Consider the following 15,372-nt stretch of genomic DNA (forward strand, 5'->3'; position numbering starts at 1 on the left):
AACCAAGCGACGTGCGGAAACGTAAGCCGGGGCGGGACGGGCGGGGACGCGACGCGACCGAAGGATAAGTGCATTTAGCCCGATTTGCCTTATTTCATGAAGGTGGGTATCAGCCGATCAGCAGAAGCCGGACGACAGCGGGCACCGGCCGGTGGGCGACGGTCAGCAGCATCCGGTCCCCGGCAGCGACCGCCTGTTCCGCGCCTCCCTGCTCCGCGCCGCCAGCTGGTCGTCCGCCGGGTAGCCGACCTCTTCCAGGGTCAGCCCGTGCGGCCGCACGACGTGCACCGCCGAGTCCCGCACACCCGCGGCCAGCACCTTCGCGGGCCACTCCACCGGGCGGTGGCCGTCGCCCACGAACAGCAGCGCGCCCACCAGCGAGCGGACCATGTTGTGGCAGAAGGCGTCGGCCTTGACCGTGGCCTCCATGATCCCGTCGGGGCGGCGCTCCCAGCGCAGCTCCTGCAGGGTGCGGATGGTGGTGGCGCCCTCGCGCTTCTTGCAGTACGCCGCGAAGTCGTGCTCGCCGACGAGCCGCTCGGCGGCCGCGTTCATGGCGTCCATGTCGAGGGTCCAGTCGTGCCACAGGACGTGGCCGCGGAGCAGCGGGTCGACACCGCCCGGGTGGTCGGTGACGCGGTAGGCGTAACGGCGCCAGATGGCCGCGAAGCGGGCGTTGAAGCCCGCCGGGGCCTCGGTCAGGCGCCAGATCCGCACGTCGTGCGGGAGCCGTCCGGCCATCCGCCGGAGCAGCTTCTCCTGGTGCTCCCGCCACAGCTCCTCGGGCAGGTCGACGTGTGCGACCTGGCCGCGCGCGTGCACGCCGGCGTCGGTACGGCCGGCGACGGTCAGCTCGTACGTCTCCTGGGAGCGGGTCACGGTGCGCAGGGCGTCCTCGATCTCGCCCTGGACGGTGCGCTGGCCGCGGGCCTGCTTGGCCCAGCCGGAGAAGTCCTTGCCGTCGTAGGACAGGTCGAGCCGGATCCGCACGAATCCGGGCTGCACATCGTCACGCACGTCAGTCACGCCGTAAATCCTCTCAAACACACGGGAGCGGGCCCGCACCCCTGGGGGTACGGGCCCGCAACACGAGACGAGATCGTCAGAACGCTCAGGCGTCCTGCGCGTCCTCGGTCTTGGTCTCGACCGCGGCGGCCTCGTCGGCCTCCTTGACGGCGCGCTTGGTGGCGGCCTCGGCCTCGGCGACGGTCGCCTTCTTGGCGATCTCGCCCTCGACCAGCTCGATCACGGCCATCGGGGCGTTGTCGCCACGACGGTTGCCGATCTTGGTGATGCGGGTGTAACCACCCGGACGCTCCGAGTAGCGCGGGGCGATCTCGGTGAAGAGCGTGTGGACGACGCCCTTGTCCGTGATGGTCTGCAGCACCAGGCGACGGTTGTGGATGTCGCCCTTCTTCGCCTTGGTGATCAGGCGCTCGGCGACCGGACGCAGGCGACGGGCCTTGGCCTCGGTCGTGGTGATGCGGCCGTGCTCGAAGAGCGACTTCGCCAGGTTGGCGAGGAGCAGCTTCTCGTGCGCGGCGGAACCGCCGAGGCGGGCACCCTTCGCGGGACGCGGCATGGTGTTTCTCCTTGAGATCTGCACCGGCCGTATCAGGTACCGGTGTCAGTGTCCGAGCAGGCGGTTACCTGTCGGAGACCCCGCGCCCTCGAAGGGGCGCGGGGAGGTGTCGATCTGCGGCTACCGCCGCGTGGGCGCAACCGGCCGAAGCCGGTCCGCAGCGAGTTACGAGACCGTCGGTCCCGAGCTCTCAGTACTGCTCGGTCTCGACGAAGCCCGCGTCCGCGTCGTCGTCGGCGCCGAAGGCGTCGGCGGCGGCGGTCGGGTCGAATCCGGGCGGGCTGTCCTTGAGGGCCAGGCCCATGCCGGCCAGCTTCGCCTTGACCTCGTCGATCGACTTCGCACCGAAGTTGCGGATGTCGAGCAGGTCGGCCTCGGAGCGGGCGACGAGCTCACCCACGGAGTGGATGCCCTCGCGCTTGAGGCAGTTGTAGGAGCGGACCGTGAGCTCCAGCTCCTCGATCGGCAGCGCCAGGTCGGCGGCCAGGGCGGCGTCCGTCGGGGACGGACCCATGTCGATGCCCTCGGCGTCGATGTTCAGCTCGCGGGCGAGACCGAACAGCTCGACCAGGGTCTTGCCGGCGGACGCCATGGCGTCACGCGGGCGCATGGCCTGCTTGGTCTCGACGTCGACGATGAGCTTGTCGAAGTCGGTGCGCTGCTCGACTCGGGTCGCCTCGACCTTGTAGGTGACCTTGAGAACCGGCGAGTAGATGGAGTCGACCGGGATACGGCCGATCTCCTGGCCCACCTGCTTGTTCTGGACGGCGGAGACGTAGCCGCGACCGCGCTCGACGGTCAGCTCCATCTCCAGCTTGCCCTTGCCGTTGAGCGTGGCGAGGACCAGGTCGGGGTTGTGCACCTCGACACCGGCCGGCGGGGCGATGTCGGCGGCGGTGACCAGACCCGGGCCCTGCTTGCGCAGGTACATCACGACCGGCTCGTCGTGCTCCGAGGAGACGACCAGCTGCTTGATGTTCAGGATGAGGTCGGTGACGTCCTCCTTGACGCCCGGCACGGTGGTGAACTCGTGCAGGACACCGTCGATGCGGATGCTGGTGACAGCAGCGCCGGGGATCGACGAGAGGAGCGTGCGGCGGAGCGAGTTGCCGAGGGTGTAGCCGAAGCCCGGCTCCAGCGGCTCGATGACGAACCGGGAACGGAACTCGTCGACGACCTCTTCGGTCAGCGAAGGACGCTGAGCGATAAGCATGTCTTCGTTTCCTTCGTTTGTGGACGCCCACTATTTGACGCCCGACAGGTACTGCCAGTACTGCGAGGTACTGCCAAGGGTACGGGCGGCACGTCCCCTTTCGGGGTCGTACCGCCCGGACACTCAAAGACGCACAGGTGCGCCCGCTACGTCAGACGCGGCGGCGCTTCGGCGGACGGCAGCCGTTGTGCGGGGTGGGGGTGACGTCCTGGATCGAGCCGACCTCGAGGCCGGTGGCCTGGAGGGAGCGGATCGCGGTCTCACGGCCGGAGCCGGGACCCTTGACGAAGACGTCGACCTTGCGCATGCCGTGCTCCTGCGCGCGGCGGGCGGCCGACTCGGCGGCCATCTGCGCGGCGAAGGGGGTGGACTTGCGCGAGCCCTTGAAGCCGACGTGGCCGGCGGAGGCCCAGGAGATCACGTTGCCGGACGGGTCCGTGATCGAGACGATCGTGTTGTTGAACGTGCTCTTGATGTGCGCGTGGCCGTGAGCGACGTTCTTCTTTTCCTTGCGGCGCACCTTCTTGGCAGCGCCCTGACGACCCTTGGGGGGCATCTATAACTCCTACGGGAGGTGGTCGGTCCTGCAGCGAAGACCGTGGGAAACGCGGGTTCGGGGGTCGCCCCCCGAAGGACCGCAGTGTCCGCTGAGGACTACTTCTTGCCCGGCTTCTTCTTGCCGGCGATGGCGCGACGCGGGCCCTTGCGGGTACGAGCGTTCGTGCTGGTGCGCTGACCGCGGACGGGCAGGCCACGACGGTGGCGCAGACCCTGGTAGCAGCCGATCTCGACCTTGCGGCGGATGTCGGCCGCGATCTCGCGGCGGAGGTCACCCTCGGTCTGGAGGTTGGCGTCCACGTACTCGCGGATCTTGACGAGGTCTTCCTCGGCAAGGTCACGGACACGGGTGGACTCGTTCACGCCGGTCGCGGCGAGGATCTCCTCGGACCGGGTGCGCCCGATACCGAAGACGTAGGTGAGTGCGACCACCACACGCTTGTCACGCGGGATGTCAACACCGGAAACGCGTGCCATTCAATGGCTCCTGTGTTCTCGGGGGTCTGCTGCAGAACCGGTCTCGACCGCCGTATGAGGTACGAATCGAGTCCCCGGCCCCCGCCGGAGGTGTCGCCGACCCTGATGGGCTGGGCGGGCTCTGCGTATGTACGTGTTGCTATGCGTCGCGCGAAGAACTGCGAAATGCAGGTCGGTCGGCGTGCGTCAGCCCTGGCGCTGCTTGTGGCGCAGGTTGTCGCAGATGACCATGACCCGGCCGTGACGGCGGATCACCTTGCACTTGTCGCAGATCTTCTTGACGCTCGGCTTGACCTTCATGGGATGTGAGGTTCTCCGGGTCAGTGCCACCCCCCGCACGGAACGGCGGGGTGCGAGCAAGATCTACTTGTACCGGTAGACGATCCGGCCACGCGTCAGGTCGTACGGAGACAGCTCCACGACGACCCGGTCGTCCGGGAGGATTCGGATGTAGTGCATCCGCATCTTGCCGGAGATGTGCGCGAGGACCTTGTGACCGTTCTGGAGCTCCACCTTGAACATGGCGTTCGGCAGGGACTCGATCACGGTGCCCTCGATCTCGATGGCACCTTGCTTCTTGGCCACGCTTCGCCCTTCGAATCGGCTACCTTGATCGACTCTCGCCTCCGGGTGAGGACACACGGGTACACGAGAGCCGACGCATCAGTCTACGTCAGGCCCCACGAAAAGACGAATCCGGGGAGTTTGCCCAACGTCGGAGATCGTTACGCCAGCGGATCGGGCGCCGCCGTGACGCCCAGTTCCGCCAGCTTCGCCTTGCCTCCGTCGACGGCCGTCAGGACCAGCGGGCCCTCCTCCGTCAGCGCCACGCTGTGCTCCCAGTGGGAGGACCAGGTGCCGTCGGTGGTGATGACCGTCCAGTCGTCGGCGAGGACCTCGGTCTGCGGGGTGCCCAGCGAGACCATCGGCTCGATCGCGAGGCAGAAGCCGGGGACCAGCTTCGGGCCCTTGCCGCGCTTGCGGGAGACGTAGTTCAGGAGGTGCGGGTCCATGTGCATCTCGGTGCCGATGCCGTGGCCGCCGTAGTCCTCGATGATGCCGTAGCGGCCCAGGCTGTGGTCGCCCACGGCCGGGCGCGGCTGGCGCTTGATGTACGTCTCGATCGCCTTCGAGATGTCGACGAGCCGCGCGCCCAGCCGCATGGCCGCGATGCCCGCCCACATCGACTCCTCGGTCACCCGGGAGAGCTCGACCAGCTCCGGCGCGTGACCGGTGCCCACGAAGCAGGTGTACGCGGCGTCGCCGTGCCAGCCGTCGACGATCGCGCCGGCGTCGATGGAGATGATGTCGCCGTCCTTCAGGACGGTCTTGTCGTCCGGGATGCCGTGGACGACGACCTCGTTCACCGAGGTGCAGATGGTCGCGGGGAAGCCCCCGTACCCGAGGAAGTTCGACTTGGCCCCGTGGTCGGCGATGACCTTGCGCGCGACCTCGTCGAGGTCCTTCGTCGTGGCGCCCGGCACCGCGACCTCGCGGGTGGCCGCGTGGATGGCCGCGACGACCAGCCCCGCCTCGCGCATCTTCGCGATCTGCTCGGGGGTCTTGATCTGCACCATCTCGGCCGCGGCCTTTCCGTAGGACATCAGGGGTCGGAACAACGATACGGCCGCGGCGCCCCTTCCGGGCACCGCGGCCGTATCGCAGCGATCTTGGGTTACTTCTTCAGCGCGTCCATCGCCCGCGCCGTGACCTCGTCCACCTTGCCGAGAGCGGAGATCGTCGCGACGAGCCCCTGCTTCTTGTAGTAGTCGATGATCGGCTCGGTCTGCGTGTGGTAGACCTCCAGGCGCGTGCGGACCGTCTCCTCGGAGTCGTCCGGGCGCTGGAAGAGCTCGCCGCCGCAGACGTCGCAGACGCCCTCGGTCTTCGGGGCGTTGTACGTCACGTGGAAGACGTGCGCCGAGTCGTTGCGGCAGATGCGGCGACCCGCGATCCGCTTCACGACCTCGTCCTCGGGGACCTCCAGGTCCAGGACCGCGTCCAGCTGCATGCCGTCCTCCTTGAGGGCGGCGTCCAGCGCCTCGGCCTGGGCCACGTTGCGCGGGAACCCGTCGAGCAGGAAGCCCTTGGCGGCGTCCGCCTGCTCCATCCGGTCCTTGGCCATCCCGATGGTCACCTCGTCCGGGACGAGCTCGCCCCGGTCCATGTAACCCTTCGCCGCGAGGCCCAGCTCCGTGCCCTGCGAGATGTTGGCACGGAACAGGTCACCCGTGGAGATGTGCGGGATGTCCAGGTTCTTGGCAAGAAACGCGGCCTGCGTTCCCTTGCCGGCCCCGGGCGGTCCGACGAGGACGATTCGCATCAGCGGAGGAACCCTTCGTAATTGCGCTGCTGGAGCTGGCTCTCGATCTGCTTCACGGTCTCCAGACCCACACCGACGATGATGAGGATGCTGGTGCCACCGAACGGGAAGTTCTGGTTGGCGCCACCGAAGCCTGCCAACGCCATCGTCGGCACGAGAGCGATCAGACCCAGATACAGCGAGCCCGGCCAAGTGATCCGGTTGAGCACGTAGCTCAGGTACTCGGCAGTAGGTCGACCAGCCCGGATACCCGGGATGAAGCCACCATACTTCTTCATGTTGTCGGCGACTTCCTCGGGGTTGAACGAGATAGCCACGTAGAAGAAGGCGAAGAAGACGATCAGAAGGAAGTAGGCGGCGATGTAATACGGGTGGTCACCCTTGACGAAGTGGGCTTCGATCCAGGTCTTCCATCCCGCGGTCGAGTTCGAGAACTGCGCGATGAGCGCCGGGATGTAGAGCAGCGACGAGGCGAAGATGACAGGAATCACACCTGCCTGGTTCACCTTCAACGGGATGTAAGTGGACGTACCGCCGTACGACCTGCGGCCGATCATGCGCTTCGCGTACTGCACCGGGATGCGGCGCTGGGCCTGCTCGACGAAGACGACGAGGGCCACCATCACGAAGCCGATGAGGATGACGGTGCCGAACTCGATCCAGCCCTTGGCGAGCTTGCCGCTCGTCTTGATGGCCCACAGGGCGCCCGGGAAGCCGGCCGCGATCGAGATGAACATGAGGATCGACATGCCGTTGCCGATGCCGCGGTCGGTGATGAGCTCGCCGAGCCACATCACGACGCCGGTGCCGGCGGTCATGGTGATGACCATGACGGCGGTGGTGAAGATCGACTGGTCCGGCACGACCTGGCTCGCGACGGTGCAACCACTGAACAGCGCGCCGCTGCGGGCGGTGGCGACGAGGCCGGTGCCCTGGAGGATCGCGAGGGCGACCGTCAGGTAACGCGTGTACTGCGTGATCTTGGCGGTGCCGGCCTGGCCCTCCTTCTTGAGGTTCTCCAGGCGCGGGATCACGACGGTCAGCAGCTGCAGGATGATGCTCGCCGTGATGTACGGCATGATGCCGAGCGCGAAGATGGTGATCTGCAGCAGCGCCCCGCCACTGAACATGTTGACCAGGCCGAACAGGCTGTTGCTGCCCTGCCTCGCCTGATCCACACACGTCTGGACGGCCTCGTAGCTGACGCCGGGGACGGGGATGTGTGCCCCGACCCGGTACAGCACGATGATGCCGAGCGTGAAGAGCAGCTTCTTGCGCAGGTCGGGCGTCTTGAACGCCCGGGCGAACGCGGTGAGCACGGTGCCTCCTGCGACCCCCGCGCACGTGCGTCAGAGGTGACGGTCTTGAGGTTCGACTGGGTAGTGATCGGTCCGAGCACCCGCGGGCACACCGCACGCACTCTAGACAGTGGACGCCACCTTACCGGCGACATAGGTCCCCTAGGAACGACCAACCGGGGATGCCCCTTTTGAGAGGCATCCCCGGTCGGATGTTCAGGCCATCGAGTCGTCTCAGACGAGCTCGGTGACGGTGCCGCCGGCGGCGGCGATCTTCTCCTTGGCGGAGCCGGAGACGGCGTCGACCGTCACCTGCAGCGCCACGGAGACCTCGCCCTGGCCCAGGACCTTGACGAGCTGGTTCTTACGAACGGCACCCTTGGCGACCAGGTCGGCCACCGTGACCTCGCCACCCTGCGGGTAGAGCGCGGCCAGCTTGTCCAGGTTCACGACCTGGTACTCGGTGCGGAACGGGTTCTTGAAGCCCTTCAGCTTCGGGAGGCGCATGTGGAGCGGCATCTGGCCACCCTCGAAGCGCTCCGGAACCTGGTAACGGGCCTTCGTGCCCTTGGTACCACGACCGGCCGTCTTACCCTTCGACGCCTCACCACGACCCACACGGGTCTTGGCGGTCTTGGCGCCCGGGGCGGGACGGAGGTTGTGGATCTTGAGCGGGTTGTTCTCCGCCATGATCAGTCGACCTCCTCAACCGTCACGAGGTGGCGGACGGTGTGCACCATGCCGCGGAACTCGGGGCGGTCCTCCTTGACGACCACGTCGTTCAGGCGCTTGAGCCCGAGCGAACGCAGGGTGTCGCGGTGGTTCTGCTTGCTGCCGATGTACGACTTCGTCTGCGTGATCTTGAGGCGAGCCATTACGCACCCGCCCCAGCACGCGCACGAAGGAGAGCCGCGGGGGCGACGTCCTCGAGCGGCAGACCGCGGCGGGCCGCGATCTCCTCGGGACGCTGCAGGCCCTTCAGGGCCTCCACGGTCGCGTGCACGATGTTGATCGCGTTGTCGGAGCCGAGCGACTTCGACAGGATGTCGTGAACGCCGGCGCACTCGAGCACGGCGCGCACCGGGCCACCGGCGATAACACCGGTACCGGGGGAAGCCGGCTTGAGCAGGACGACGCCCGCGGCCTTCTCACCCTGGATCGGGTGCGGGATGGTGCCCTGGATACGGGGGACCTTGAAGAAGTGCTTCTTGGCCTCCTCAACACCCTTGGCGATGGCGGCCGGCACCTCCTTGGCCTTGCCGTAACCGACACCCACGGTGCCGTCACCGTCGCCCACCACGACCAGCGCGGTGAAGCTGAAGCGACGACCACCCTTCACAACCTTGGCGACGCGGTTGATCGCGACAACGCGCTCAACGTACGCGGTCTTCTCGGCGGCGGCAGCGCCACCGTCGCGGCCCTTCCGGTCCCGCCGCTCGCCGCCACCGGCACCGCTGCCGCGGCGCTGGGGTCCAGCCATTGGAATACCTCTCTCTGTTACGTCCGTTAGTCCCGGAACCGGGGCTTAGAACTTCAGCCCGGCTTCGCGGGCGGCGTCAGCCAGAGCGGCAATGCGCCCGGCGTACCTGTTGCCACCACGGTCGAACACGACGGCCTCGACACCGGCGGCCTTGGCGCGCTCGGCGACCAGGGCGCCGACCTGCTGGGCCTGCGAGGACTTCGAGCCCTCGCCACCGCGGATCGAAGCGTCCAGGTGGGACGCCGACGCGACGGTGTGACCCTTCAGGTCGTCGATGACCTGCGCGGTGATGCCGCGGTTCGAGCGCGTCACGACGAGGCGCGGACGCTCCGCCGTACCCGACACGTTCTTGCGGATGCGCAGGTGACGGCGCGCCTTCGCAGCGCGCTTGTAAGCGTCGCCCTTGGCGATCTTGACACCGTATGCCATGGCTTACTTACCAGCCTTTCCGACCTTGCGGCGGATGACCTCGCCCGCGTACTTGACACCCTTGGCCTTGTACGGGTCGGGCTTCCGCAGCTTGCGGATGTTGGCGGCGACCTCGCCGACCTTCTGCTTGTCGATGCCCTCGACCGAGAACTTGGTCGGCGACTCGACCTTGAAGGAGATGCCCTCGGGGGCCTCCACCAGGATCGGGTGGCTGTAGCCGAGCTGGAACTCCAGGTTGGAGCCCTTCGCGGCCACGCGGTAACCGACACCGCTGATCTCGAGCGCCTTCGTGTACCCCTGGGTCACACCGGTGATCATGTTGGCCACCAGCGTGCGGGACAGGCCGTGCAGGGCCTTGTTCTGACGCTCGTCGTTCGGACGGGTGACGTTCAGAACGCCGTCCTCGCCCTTAACGATCTCGATCGGAGCGGCAACGGTGTGGGTGAGGGTGCCCTTGGAACCCTTCACCGTGACCGTGCGGCCCTCGATGGTGACGTCCACGCCGGCGGGAACCGGGATGGGGAGCTTGCCAATGCGAGACATAGCTTTTCCTCCGTTCCCGACTACCAGACGTAGGCGAGGACTTCCCCACCCACGCCCTTCTTCTGAGCCTGCTGGCCGGTCAGGAGACCGTGGGACGTGGAGATGATCGCCACGCCCAGGCCGCCGAGGACCTTCGGCAGGTTGGTGGACTTCGCGTAAACCCGGAGGCCCGGCTTCGAGATCCGCTTGATGCCCGCGATGGAGCGCTCACGGTTCGGACCGAACTTCAGGTCGAGCACGAGGTTCTTGCCGACCTCGGCGTCCTCGACCTTCCAGCCGGTGATGAAGCCCTCCTGCTGGAGGATTTCCGCGATGTGCGACTTGATCTTGCTGTGCGGCATCGTCACGGAGTCGTGGTACGCCGAGTTCGCGTTACGCAGACGCGTGAGCATGTCTGCGATCGGATCAGTCATGGTCATGAATTGGCCTTCGGCCTCTCTCGCCGGGGTTTCCTGGTGCACCATCCCTCTCCCCGATCCGAGACGGGGCGGGTGCGGTGCGGTGGACCTACGGCGTAGTAAGTCGTACGGGCGGCGGACGCCCAACCCTGCAAGCCTACGGCATGCAGGGTCGGACCTCCGCCAGCCCAATGCTTACCGAGAGACTCCGGTCATTCGCCAACGCCCAGAGGGCGAAGGGGAATTACCAGGAGCTCTTGGTCACGCCCGGCAGCTCGCCACGGTGAGCCATCTCACGAAGGCACACGCGGCAGAGGCCGAACTTGCGGTACACGGAGTGAGGACGGCCGCAGCGCTGGCAGCGCGTGTACGCACGCACACCGAACTTGGGCTTGCGGGCAGCCTTCGCGATGAGAGCCTTCTTCGCCATCTCGCTTACGCCTCCTTGAACGGGAAGCCGAGGTGACGCAGAAGGGCACGGCCCTCGTCGTCGTTGGTCGCCGTGGTGACCACGGTGATGTCCATACCCCGGACGCGGTCGATCTTGTCCTGGTCGATCTCGTGGAACATGACCTGCTCCGTGAGACCGAAGGTGTAGTTGCCACGGCCGTCGAACTGCTTCGGGGACAGGCCGCGGAAGTCGCGGATGCGCGGGAGCGCGAGCGACAGGGTGCGGTCCAGGAACTCCCACATGCGGTCGCCACGGAGCGTGACGTGGGCACCGATCGGCTGACCCTCACGCAGCTTGAACTGCGCGATGGACTTGCGGGCCTTGGTGACGGCCGGCTTCTGACCGGTGATCGTGGTGAGGTCGCGGATCGCGCCCTCGATCAGCTTCGAGTCACGGGCGGCGTCGCCGACACCCATGTTGACCACGATCTTCACGAGGCCGGGGATCTGCATGACGTTCTCGTACTTGAACTCGTCACGCAGCTTGCCCGCGATCTCCTCGCGGTACTTCGTCTTGAGACGCGGAGTGGTGGTAGCCATCAGATGTCCTCACCCGTCCGCTTGGCAACGCGGATCTTGTTGCCCTCGTCGTCGAAGCGGTAACCGACACGCGTGACGACCTTCTTGCCGTCCTTCTCCACGACCAGCTGGACGTTGGAGACGTGGACCGGAGCCTCGGTCGTCACGATGCCGCCGGCCTGGTTCGGGCCGGCCTTGGTGTGCTTCTTGACCCGGTTGACACCCTCGACGAGGACGCGGTTCTCAGCCGGCATGGCCGCGATGACCTTGCCCTGCTTGCCCTTGTCCTTGCCGGTGATGACCTGTACCAGGTCGCCCTTCTTGATCTTCATGCTTACAGCACCTCCGGCGCGAGCGAGATGATCTTCATGAACTTCTTCTCGCGCAGCTCACGGCCGACCGGGCCGAAGATGCGGGTGCCGCGAGGGTCGCCGTCGTTCTTCAGAATGACGGCGGCGTTCTCGTCGAAGCGGATGTACGAGCCGTCCTGGCGGCGGCGCTCCTTGACGGTGCGAACGATGACCGCCTTGACGACGTCACCCTTCTTCACGTTGCCACCGGGGATCGCGTCCTTGACGGTGGCGACGATGACGTCACCGATGCCCGCGTAGCGGCGACCCGAGCCACCGAGAACACGGATGCAAAGGATCTCCTTGGCACCAGTGTTGTCGGCGACGCGAAGTCGCGACTCCTGCTGGATCACGTCTATCTCCTGATTGTCTGCCGGTTCCCGGCAGGGGTTGATCGCTCAACCCCTGCCGAGCCTGGCGGAACGAACCCGAGGGGGAAGCCCCTCGGATGAATTACTTGGCCTTCTCGAGGATCTCGACGACGCGCCAGTGCTTGGACGCCGAGAGCTTCCGGGTCTCCATGAGGAGGACGCGGTCGCCGACGCCGGCCTGGTTCTGCTCGTCGTGAGCCTTGAGCTTGTTCGTACGGCGGATGACCTTGCCGTACAGCGCGTGCTTGACGCGGTCCTCGACAGCGACGACGACGGTCTTGTCCATCTTGTCGCTGACGACGAGGCCCTCACGGACCTTGCGGGCGTTGCGCTCGGTCTTCTCAGTCACGTTGTTCTCGCTCATCAGGCGTTCTCCACCGTCTCGATGCCCAGCTCGCGCTCACGCATCAGGGTGTAGATCCGGGCGATGTCCTTACGGACGGACTTGAGCCGACCGTGGTTCTCGAGCTGGCCCGTCGCCGCCTGGAAGCGGAGGTTGAACAGCTCTTCCTTGGCCTCGCGGAGCTTGCCAACAAGCTCCTCGTTGCCCAGCTCGCGCAGCTCGGACGCCTTGGTACCGGCCGACATCACAGCTCACCTGCCTCGCGCTTAACGATCTTGCACTTCATCGGCAGCTTGTGAGCCGCACGAGTCAGAGCCTCACGCGCGATCTTCTCGTTCGGGTAGGACAGCTCGAACATCACCCGACCGGGCTTGACGTTCGCGATCCACCACTCCGGCGAACCCTTACCGGAACCCATGCGGGTCTCGGCAGGCTTCTTCGTGAGCGGACGGTCCGGGTAGATGTTGATCCAGACCTTGCCGCCACGCTTGATGTGGCGGGTCATCGCGATACGCGCGGCCTCGATCTGGCGGTTGGTCACGTAGGCCGGGGTGAGGGCCTGAATGCCGTACTCGCCGAACGCAACCTGCGTGCCACCCTTGGACATACCGTTGCGCTTCGGGTGGTGCTGCTTGCGGTGCTTGACCCTACGGGGGATCAGCATTTCGGTCAGGCCTCCGTTCCGGTGCTCTCAGCAGCCGGAGCGGCGGCGGCGTCGGCCTTGGGGGCCTCGGCAGCGGGAGCCTGCTGCGGCTTGCGACCGCGACCGCCACGCTCGCCACCGCGGCCACCACGGGCCGGGCGGTCAGCGCCACCACGGGCCGGGCGGTTGCCGGCGCGGGCAGCAGCGTTCTCGGCGCGGACCTCGGCGATGTTCTTGACGTCGCCCTTGTAGATCCAGACCTTCACGCCGATGCGGCCGAAGGTCGTCTTGGCCTCGAAGAAGCCGTACTCGACGTTCGCGCGGAGGGTGTGCAGCGGCACACGGCCCTCGCGGTAGAACTCCGAGCGGGACATCTCGGCGCCGCCGAGACGGCCACCACACTGGATCTTGATGCCCTTGGCGCCGGCCTTCATGGCGGACTGCATGCTCTTGCGCATGGCCCGACGGAAGGAGACGCGGGAGGACAGCTGCTCGGCGACGGCCTGGGCCACCAGCTGAGCGTCGACCTCGGGGTTCTTGACCTCGAGGATGTTCAGCTGGACCTGCTTGCCGGTCAGCTTCTCCAGCTGGCCACGGATCTTGTCGGCCTCGGCGCCACGGCGACCGATGACAATGCCCGGGCGAGCGGTGTGGATGTCAACGCGGACGCGGTCGCGGGTGCGCTCGATCTCAACCTTCGAGATGCCGGCGCGCTCCATGCCGGACGTCAGCATCCGGCGGATGGCGACGTCTTCCTTGACGTAGTCCTTGTACAGCTTGTCGGCGTACCAGCGGGACTTGAAGTCCGTGGTGATGCCGAGCCGGAACCCATGCGGGTTAACCTTCTGGCCCATTACCGGGTTCCTTCCTTGCTGCTGACGACCACGGTGATGTGGCTGGTCCGCTTGCGGATCCGGTAGGCACGGCCCTGGGCACGCGGACGGAACCGCTTCAGGGTCGGACCCTCGTCGACGAACGCCTCGCTGATGAACAGCGAAGAAGCGTCCGTGTGGTCGTAGTTGTGCGCGGCGTTGGCGATGGCGCTGTCGAGCACCTTGCCGACCGGCACGGAGGCTGCCTGCGGAGCGAATCGCAGAACAGCCTGAGCCTCCGTGGCATCCATGCCACGGATAAGGTCCACCACGCGGCGGGCCTTCATGGGCGTAACGCGGATGTACCGCGCCTGGGCCCTGGCTTCCATGGTTGTCCCTCTCAGTTACTTACGAATCTGAATGCGATCCGCTGCTAGCGGCGCTTCGACTTCCGGTCTTCCTTGACGTGACCCCGGAAGGTGCGCGTCGGCGAGAACTCGCCGAGCTTGTGGCCGACCATCGACTCGGTGACGAACACCGGGACGTGGGTCTTGCCGTTGTGCACCGCGATCGTGTGCCCGAGCATCGCCGGGATGATCATGGAGCGACGGGACCAGGTCTTGATGACGTTCTTGGTACCGGCTTCGTTCTGGGCGTCCACCTTCTTGATGAGGTGGCCGTCGACGAAGGGTCCCTTCTTGAGACTGCGCGGCATCTAAACCCGCTCCTAGCGCTTCTTGTTCGTCTTGCGGCGGCGGACGATGTACTTGTTCGAAGCCTTCTTCGGCGAACGAGTACGACCCTCCTTCTGACCCCACGGGGAGACCGGGTGACGACCACCGGAGGTCTTGCCCTCACCACCACCGTGCGGGTGGTCAACCGGGTTCATCGCCACACCGCGAACGGTCGGGCGAACGCCCAGCCAGCGCTTGCGGCCGGCCTTACCCCAGTTGATGTTCGACTGCTCGGCGTTGCCGACCTCGCCGATGGTGGCGCGGCAGCGGGCGTCGACCAGACGGATCTCGCCGGAAGGCATGCGGAGGTGGGCCATGGTGCCCTCCTTCGCGAGCAGCTGCACGGAGGCACCTGCGGAGCGGGCGAACTTGGCGCCACCGCCGGGACGGAGCTCGATCGCGTGGATCGTGGTACCGACCGGGATGTTGCGGAGGGCCAGGTTGTTGCCGGGCTTGATGTCGGCCGTGGGGCCGTTCTCCACCCGGTCGCCCTGCGAGAGACCACGCGGGGCGATGATGTAGCGCTTCTCGCCGTCCGCGTAGTGGAGCAGCGCGATGCGCGCGGTGCGGTTGGGGTCGTACTCGATGTGAGCGACCTTGGCCGGCACGCCGTCCTTGTCGTGACGACGGAAGTCGATCACACGGTAGGCGCGCTTGTGGCCACCGCCCTGGTGACGGACGGTCACACGACCGGTGTTGTTACGGCCACCCTTGCTGTGCAGCGGGCGGACCAGCGACTTCTCCGGCGTGGACCGCGTGATCTCGACGAAGTCGGCTACGGAGGCGCCACGACGGCCCGGCGTAGTCGGCTTGTACTTGCGGATACCCATTTCTCAGTCCTCGTCCGAT

The 15,372-nt window shown here is 66.6% G+C and carries 27 protein-coding genes; all 27 read right to left on the reverse strand.

Annotated elements, in window-relative coordinates; translation table 11 throughout:
- Positions 1-162: 162 nt before the first annotated feature.
- The 27 genes from truA to rplB all read right to left on the reverse strand — a co-directional run bounded on the left by truA (position 163) and on the right by rplB (position 15,353).
- Positions 163-1,017 carry a tRNA pseudouridine(38-40) synthase TruA gene (gene truA, locus ACWEJX_RS02410; protein ID WP_451605783.1) on the reverse strand — a complete coding sequence of 285 codons (855 nt, stop codon included), beginning with the start codon at positions 1,015-1,017 and terminating at the stop codon, positions 163-165.
- A gap of 94 nt (positions 1,018-1,111) precedes the next feature.
- Entirely contained in the window at positions 1,112-1,582 is a 471-nt protein-coding gene (rplQ, locus tag ACWEJX_RS02415) for a 50S ribosomal protein L17 (RefSeq protein ID WP_451605697.1), read from the reverse strand.
- Between the two features lie 190 nt (positions 1,583-1,772).
- Positions 1,773-2,795: a DNA-directed RNA polymerase subunit alpha gene (locus tag ACWEJX_RS02420; protein ID WP_003966937.1), complete on the reverse strand. Its 1,023-nt coding sequence runs from the start codon at positions 2,793-2,795 to the stop codon at positions 1,773-1,775.
- 151 nt (positions 2,796-2,946) lie between these two features.
- A complete protein-coding gene (gene rpsK / locus ACWEJX_RS02425) occupies positions 2,947-3,351 on the reverse strand; it encodes a 30S ribosomal protein S11 (protein ID WP_003956432.1) in 405 nt (134 codons plus the stop codon).
- Between the two features lie 98 nt (positions 3,352-3,449).
- Positions 3,450-3,830, reverse strand: coding sequence for a 30S ribosomal protein S13 (rpsM, locus tag ACWEJX_RS02430; protein ID WP_351192692.1), 381 nt, complete (start codon positions 3,828-3,830; stop codon positions 3,450-3,452).
- Between the two features lie 186 nt (positions 3,831-4,016).
- Positions 4,017-4,130: a 50S ribosomal protein L36 gene (gene rpmJ / locus ACWEJX_RS02435; RefSeq protein WP_003956441.1), complete on the reverse strand. Its 114-nt coding sequence runs from the start codon at positions 4,128-4,130 to the stop codon at positions 4,017-4,019.
- Between the two features lie 63 nt (positions 4,131-4,193).
- A complete protein-coding gene (gene infA, locus ACWEJX_RS02440) occupies positions 4,194-4,415 on the reverse strand; it encodes a translation initiation factor IF-1 (RefSeq protein WP_003956442.1) in 222 nt (73 codons plus the stop codon).
- 140 nt (positions 4,416-4,555) lie between these two features.
- Positions 4,556-5,407 (reverse strand): type I methionyl aminopeptidase, encoded by an 852-nt coding sequence (gene map / locus ACWEJX_RS02445; RefSeq protein WP_451605784.1) that lies wholly within the window; start codon positions 5,405-5,407, stop codon positions 4,556-4,558.
- 98 nt (positions 5,408-5,505) lie between these two features.
- Complete coding sequence (locus ACWEJX_RS02450) at positions 5,506-6,153, reverse strand: adenylate kinase (RefSeq protein WP_451605698.1); 648 nt, start codon at positions 6,151-6,153, stop codon at positions 5,506-5,508.
- The gene (gene secY, locus ACWEJX_RS02455) at positions 6,153-7,472 is read right to left on the reverse strand and encodes a preprotein translocase subunit SecY (protein ID WP_451605699.1); all 1,320 of its coding nucleotides are present in this window, start codon (positions 7,470-7,472) and stop codon (positions 6,153-6,155) included. Before secY ends, ACWEJX_RS02450 begins: the two co-directional genes overlap by 1 nt.
- Before the next feature lie 213 nt (positions 7,473-7,685).
- A complete protein-coding gene (gene rplO, locus ACWEJX_RS02460) occupies positions 7,686-8,141 on the reverse strand; it encodes a 50S ribosomal protein L15 (RefSeq protein ID WP_169088488.1) in 456 nt (151 codons plus the stop codon).
- A gap of 2 nt (positions 8,142-8,143) precedes the next feature.
- Complete coding sequence (rpmD, locus tag ACWEJX_RS02465; protein ID WP_005313525.1) at positions 8,144-8,326, reverse strand: 50S ribosomal protein L30; 183 nt, start codon at positions 8,324-8,326, stop codon at positions 8,144-8,146.
- On the reverse strand, positions 8,326-8,931 hold the full coding sequence (gene rpsE / locus ACWEJX_RS02470) for a 30S ribosomal protein S5 (RefSeq protein WP_030201551.1): 606 nt from the start codon (positions 8,929-8,931) through the stop codon (positions 8,326-8,328). The genes rpmD and rpsE overlap by 1 nt, the downstream gene beginning before the upstream one ends.
- A 45-nt stretch (positions 8,932-8,976) precedes the next feature.
- Positions 8,977-9,360: a 50S ribosomal protein L18 gene (gene rplR / locus ACWEJX_RS02475; protein WP_030759358.1), complete on the reverse strand. Its 384-nt coding sequence runs from the start codon at positions 9,358-9,360 to the stop codon at positions 8,977-8,979.
- Between the two features lie 3 nt (positions 9,361-9,363).
- Complete coding sequence (gene rplF / locus ACWEJX_RS02480) at positions 9,364-9,903, reverse strand: 50S ribosomal protein L6 (protein WP_128985127.1); 540 nt, start codon at positions 9,901-9,903, stop codon at positions 9,364-9,366.
- Between the two features lie 20 nt (positions 9,904-9,923).
- Positions 9,924-10,322, reverse strand: a complete 399-nt coding sequence (rpsH, locus tag ACWEJX_RS02485; protein WP_041130779.1) for a 30S ribosomal protein S8 — start codon at positions 10,320-10,322, stop codon at positions 9,924-9,926.
- Between the two features lie 223 nt (positions 10,323-10,545).
- Complete coding sequence (locus tag ACWEJX_RS02490; protein WP_003956452.1) at positions 10,546-10,731, reverse strand: type Z 30S ribosomal protein S14; 186 nt, start codon at positions 10,729-10,731, stop codon at positions 10,546-10,548.
- 5 nt (positions 10,732-10,736) lie between these two features.
- Entirely contained in the window at positions 10,737-11,294 is a 558-nt protein-coding gene (gene rplE, locus ACWEJX_RS02495) for a 50S ribosomal protein L5 (protein WP_265864084.1), read from the reverse strand.
- On the reverse strand, positions 11,291-11,602 hold the full coding sequence (gene rplX / locus ACWEJX_RS02500) for a 50S ribosomal protein L24 (RefSeq protein WP_030494259.1): 312 nt from the start codon (positions 11,600-11,602) through the stop codon (positions 11,291-11,293). The genes rplE and rplX overlap by 4 nt, the downstream gene beginning before the upstream one ends.
- Before the next feature lie 2 nt (positions 11,603-11,604).
- Positions 11,605-11,973: a 50S ribosomal protein L14 gene (gene rplN / locus ACWEJX_RS02505; RefSeq protein ID WP_003956455.1), complete on the reverse strand. Its 369-nt coding sequence runs from the start codon at positions 11,971-11,973 to the stop codon at positions 11,605-11,607.
- A 100-nt stretch (positions 11,974-12,073) separates the two neighbouring features.
- Positions 12,074-12,355 (reverse strand): 30S ribosomal protein S17, encoded by a 282-nt coding sequence (gene rpsQ / locus ACWEJX_RS02510; protein WP_386863973.1) that lies wholly within the window; start codon positions 12,353-12,355, stop codon positions 12,074-12,076.
- On the reverse strand, positions 12,355-12,579 hold the full coding sequence (gene rpmC, locus ACWEJX_RS02515; RefSeq protein WP_265864047.1) for a 50S ribosomal protein L29: 225 nt from the start codon (positions 12,577-12,579) through the stop codon (positions 12,355-12,357). Before rpmC ends, rpsQ begins: the two co-directional genes overlap by 1 nt.
- A complete protein-coding gene (gene rplP, locus ACWEJX_RS02520) occupies positions 12,579-12,998 on the reverse strand; it encodes a 50S ribosomal protein L16 (RefSeq protein ID WP_030494257.1) in 420 nt (139 codons plus the stop codon). Before rplP ends, rpmC begins: the two co-directional genes overlap by 1 nt.
- 5 nt (positions 12,999-13,003) lie before the next feature.
- The gene (gene rpsC / locus ACWEJX_RS02525) at positions 13,004-13,831 is read right to left on the reverse strand and encodes a 30S ribosomal protein S3 (RefSeq protein ID WP_128985132.1); all 828 of its coding nucleotides are present in this window, start codon (positions 13,829-13,831) and stop codon (positions 13,004-13,006) included.
- A complete protein-coding gene (rplV, locus tag ACWEJX_RS02530; RefSeq protein ID WP_030359020.1) occupies positions 13,831-14,178 on the reverse strand; it encodes a 50S ribosomal protein L22 in 348 nt (115 codons plus the stop codon). The genes rpsC and rplV overlap by 1 nt, the downstream gene beginning before the upstream one ends.
- 44 nt (positions 14,179-14,222) lie before the next feature.
- Entirely contained in the window at positions 14,223-14,504 is a 282-nt protein-coding gene (rpsS, locus tag ACWEJX_RS02535) for a 30S ribosomal protein S19 (protein WP_030759378.1), read from the reverse strand.
- Positions 14,505-14,516: 12 nt separating this feature from the next.
- On the reverse strand, positions 14,517-15,353 hold the full coding sequence (gene rplB, locus ACWEJX_RS02540) for a 50S ribosomal protein L2 (RefSeq protein ID WP_282694360.1): 837 nt from the start codon (positions 15,351-15,353) through the stop codon (positions 14,517-14,519).
- Positions 15,354-15,372 lie beyond the last annotated feature (19 nt).

It is taken from the genome of Streptomyces sp. NPDC004788 (assembly GCF_053601115.1).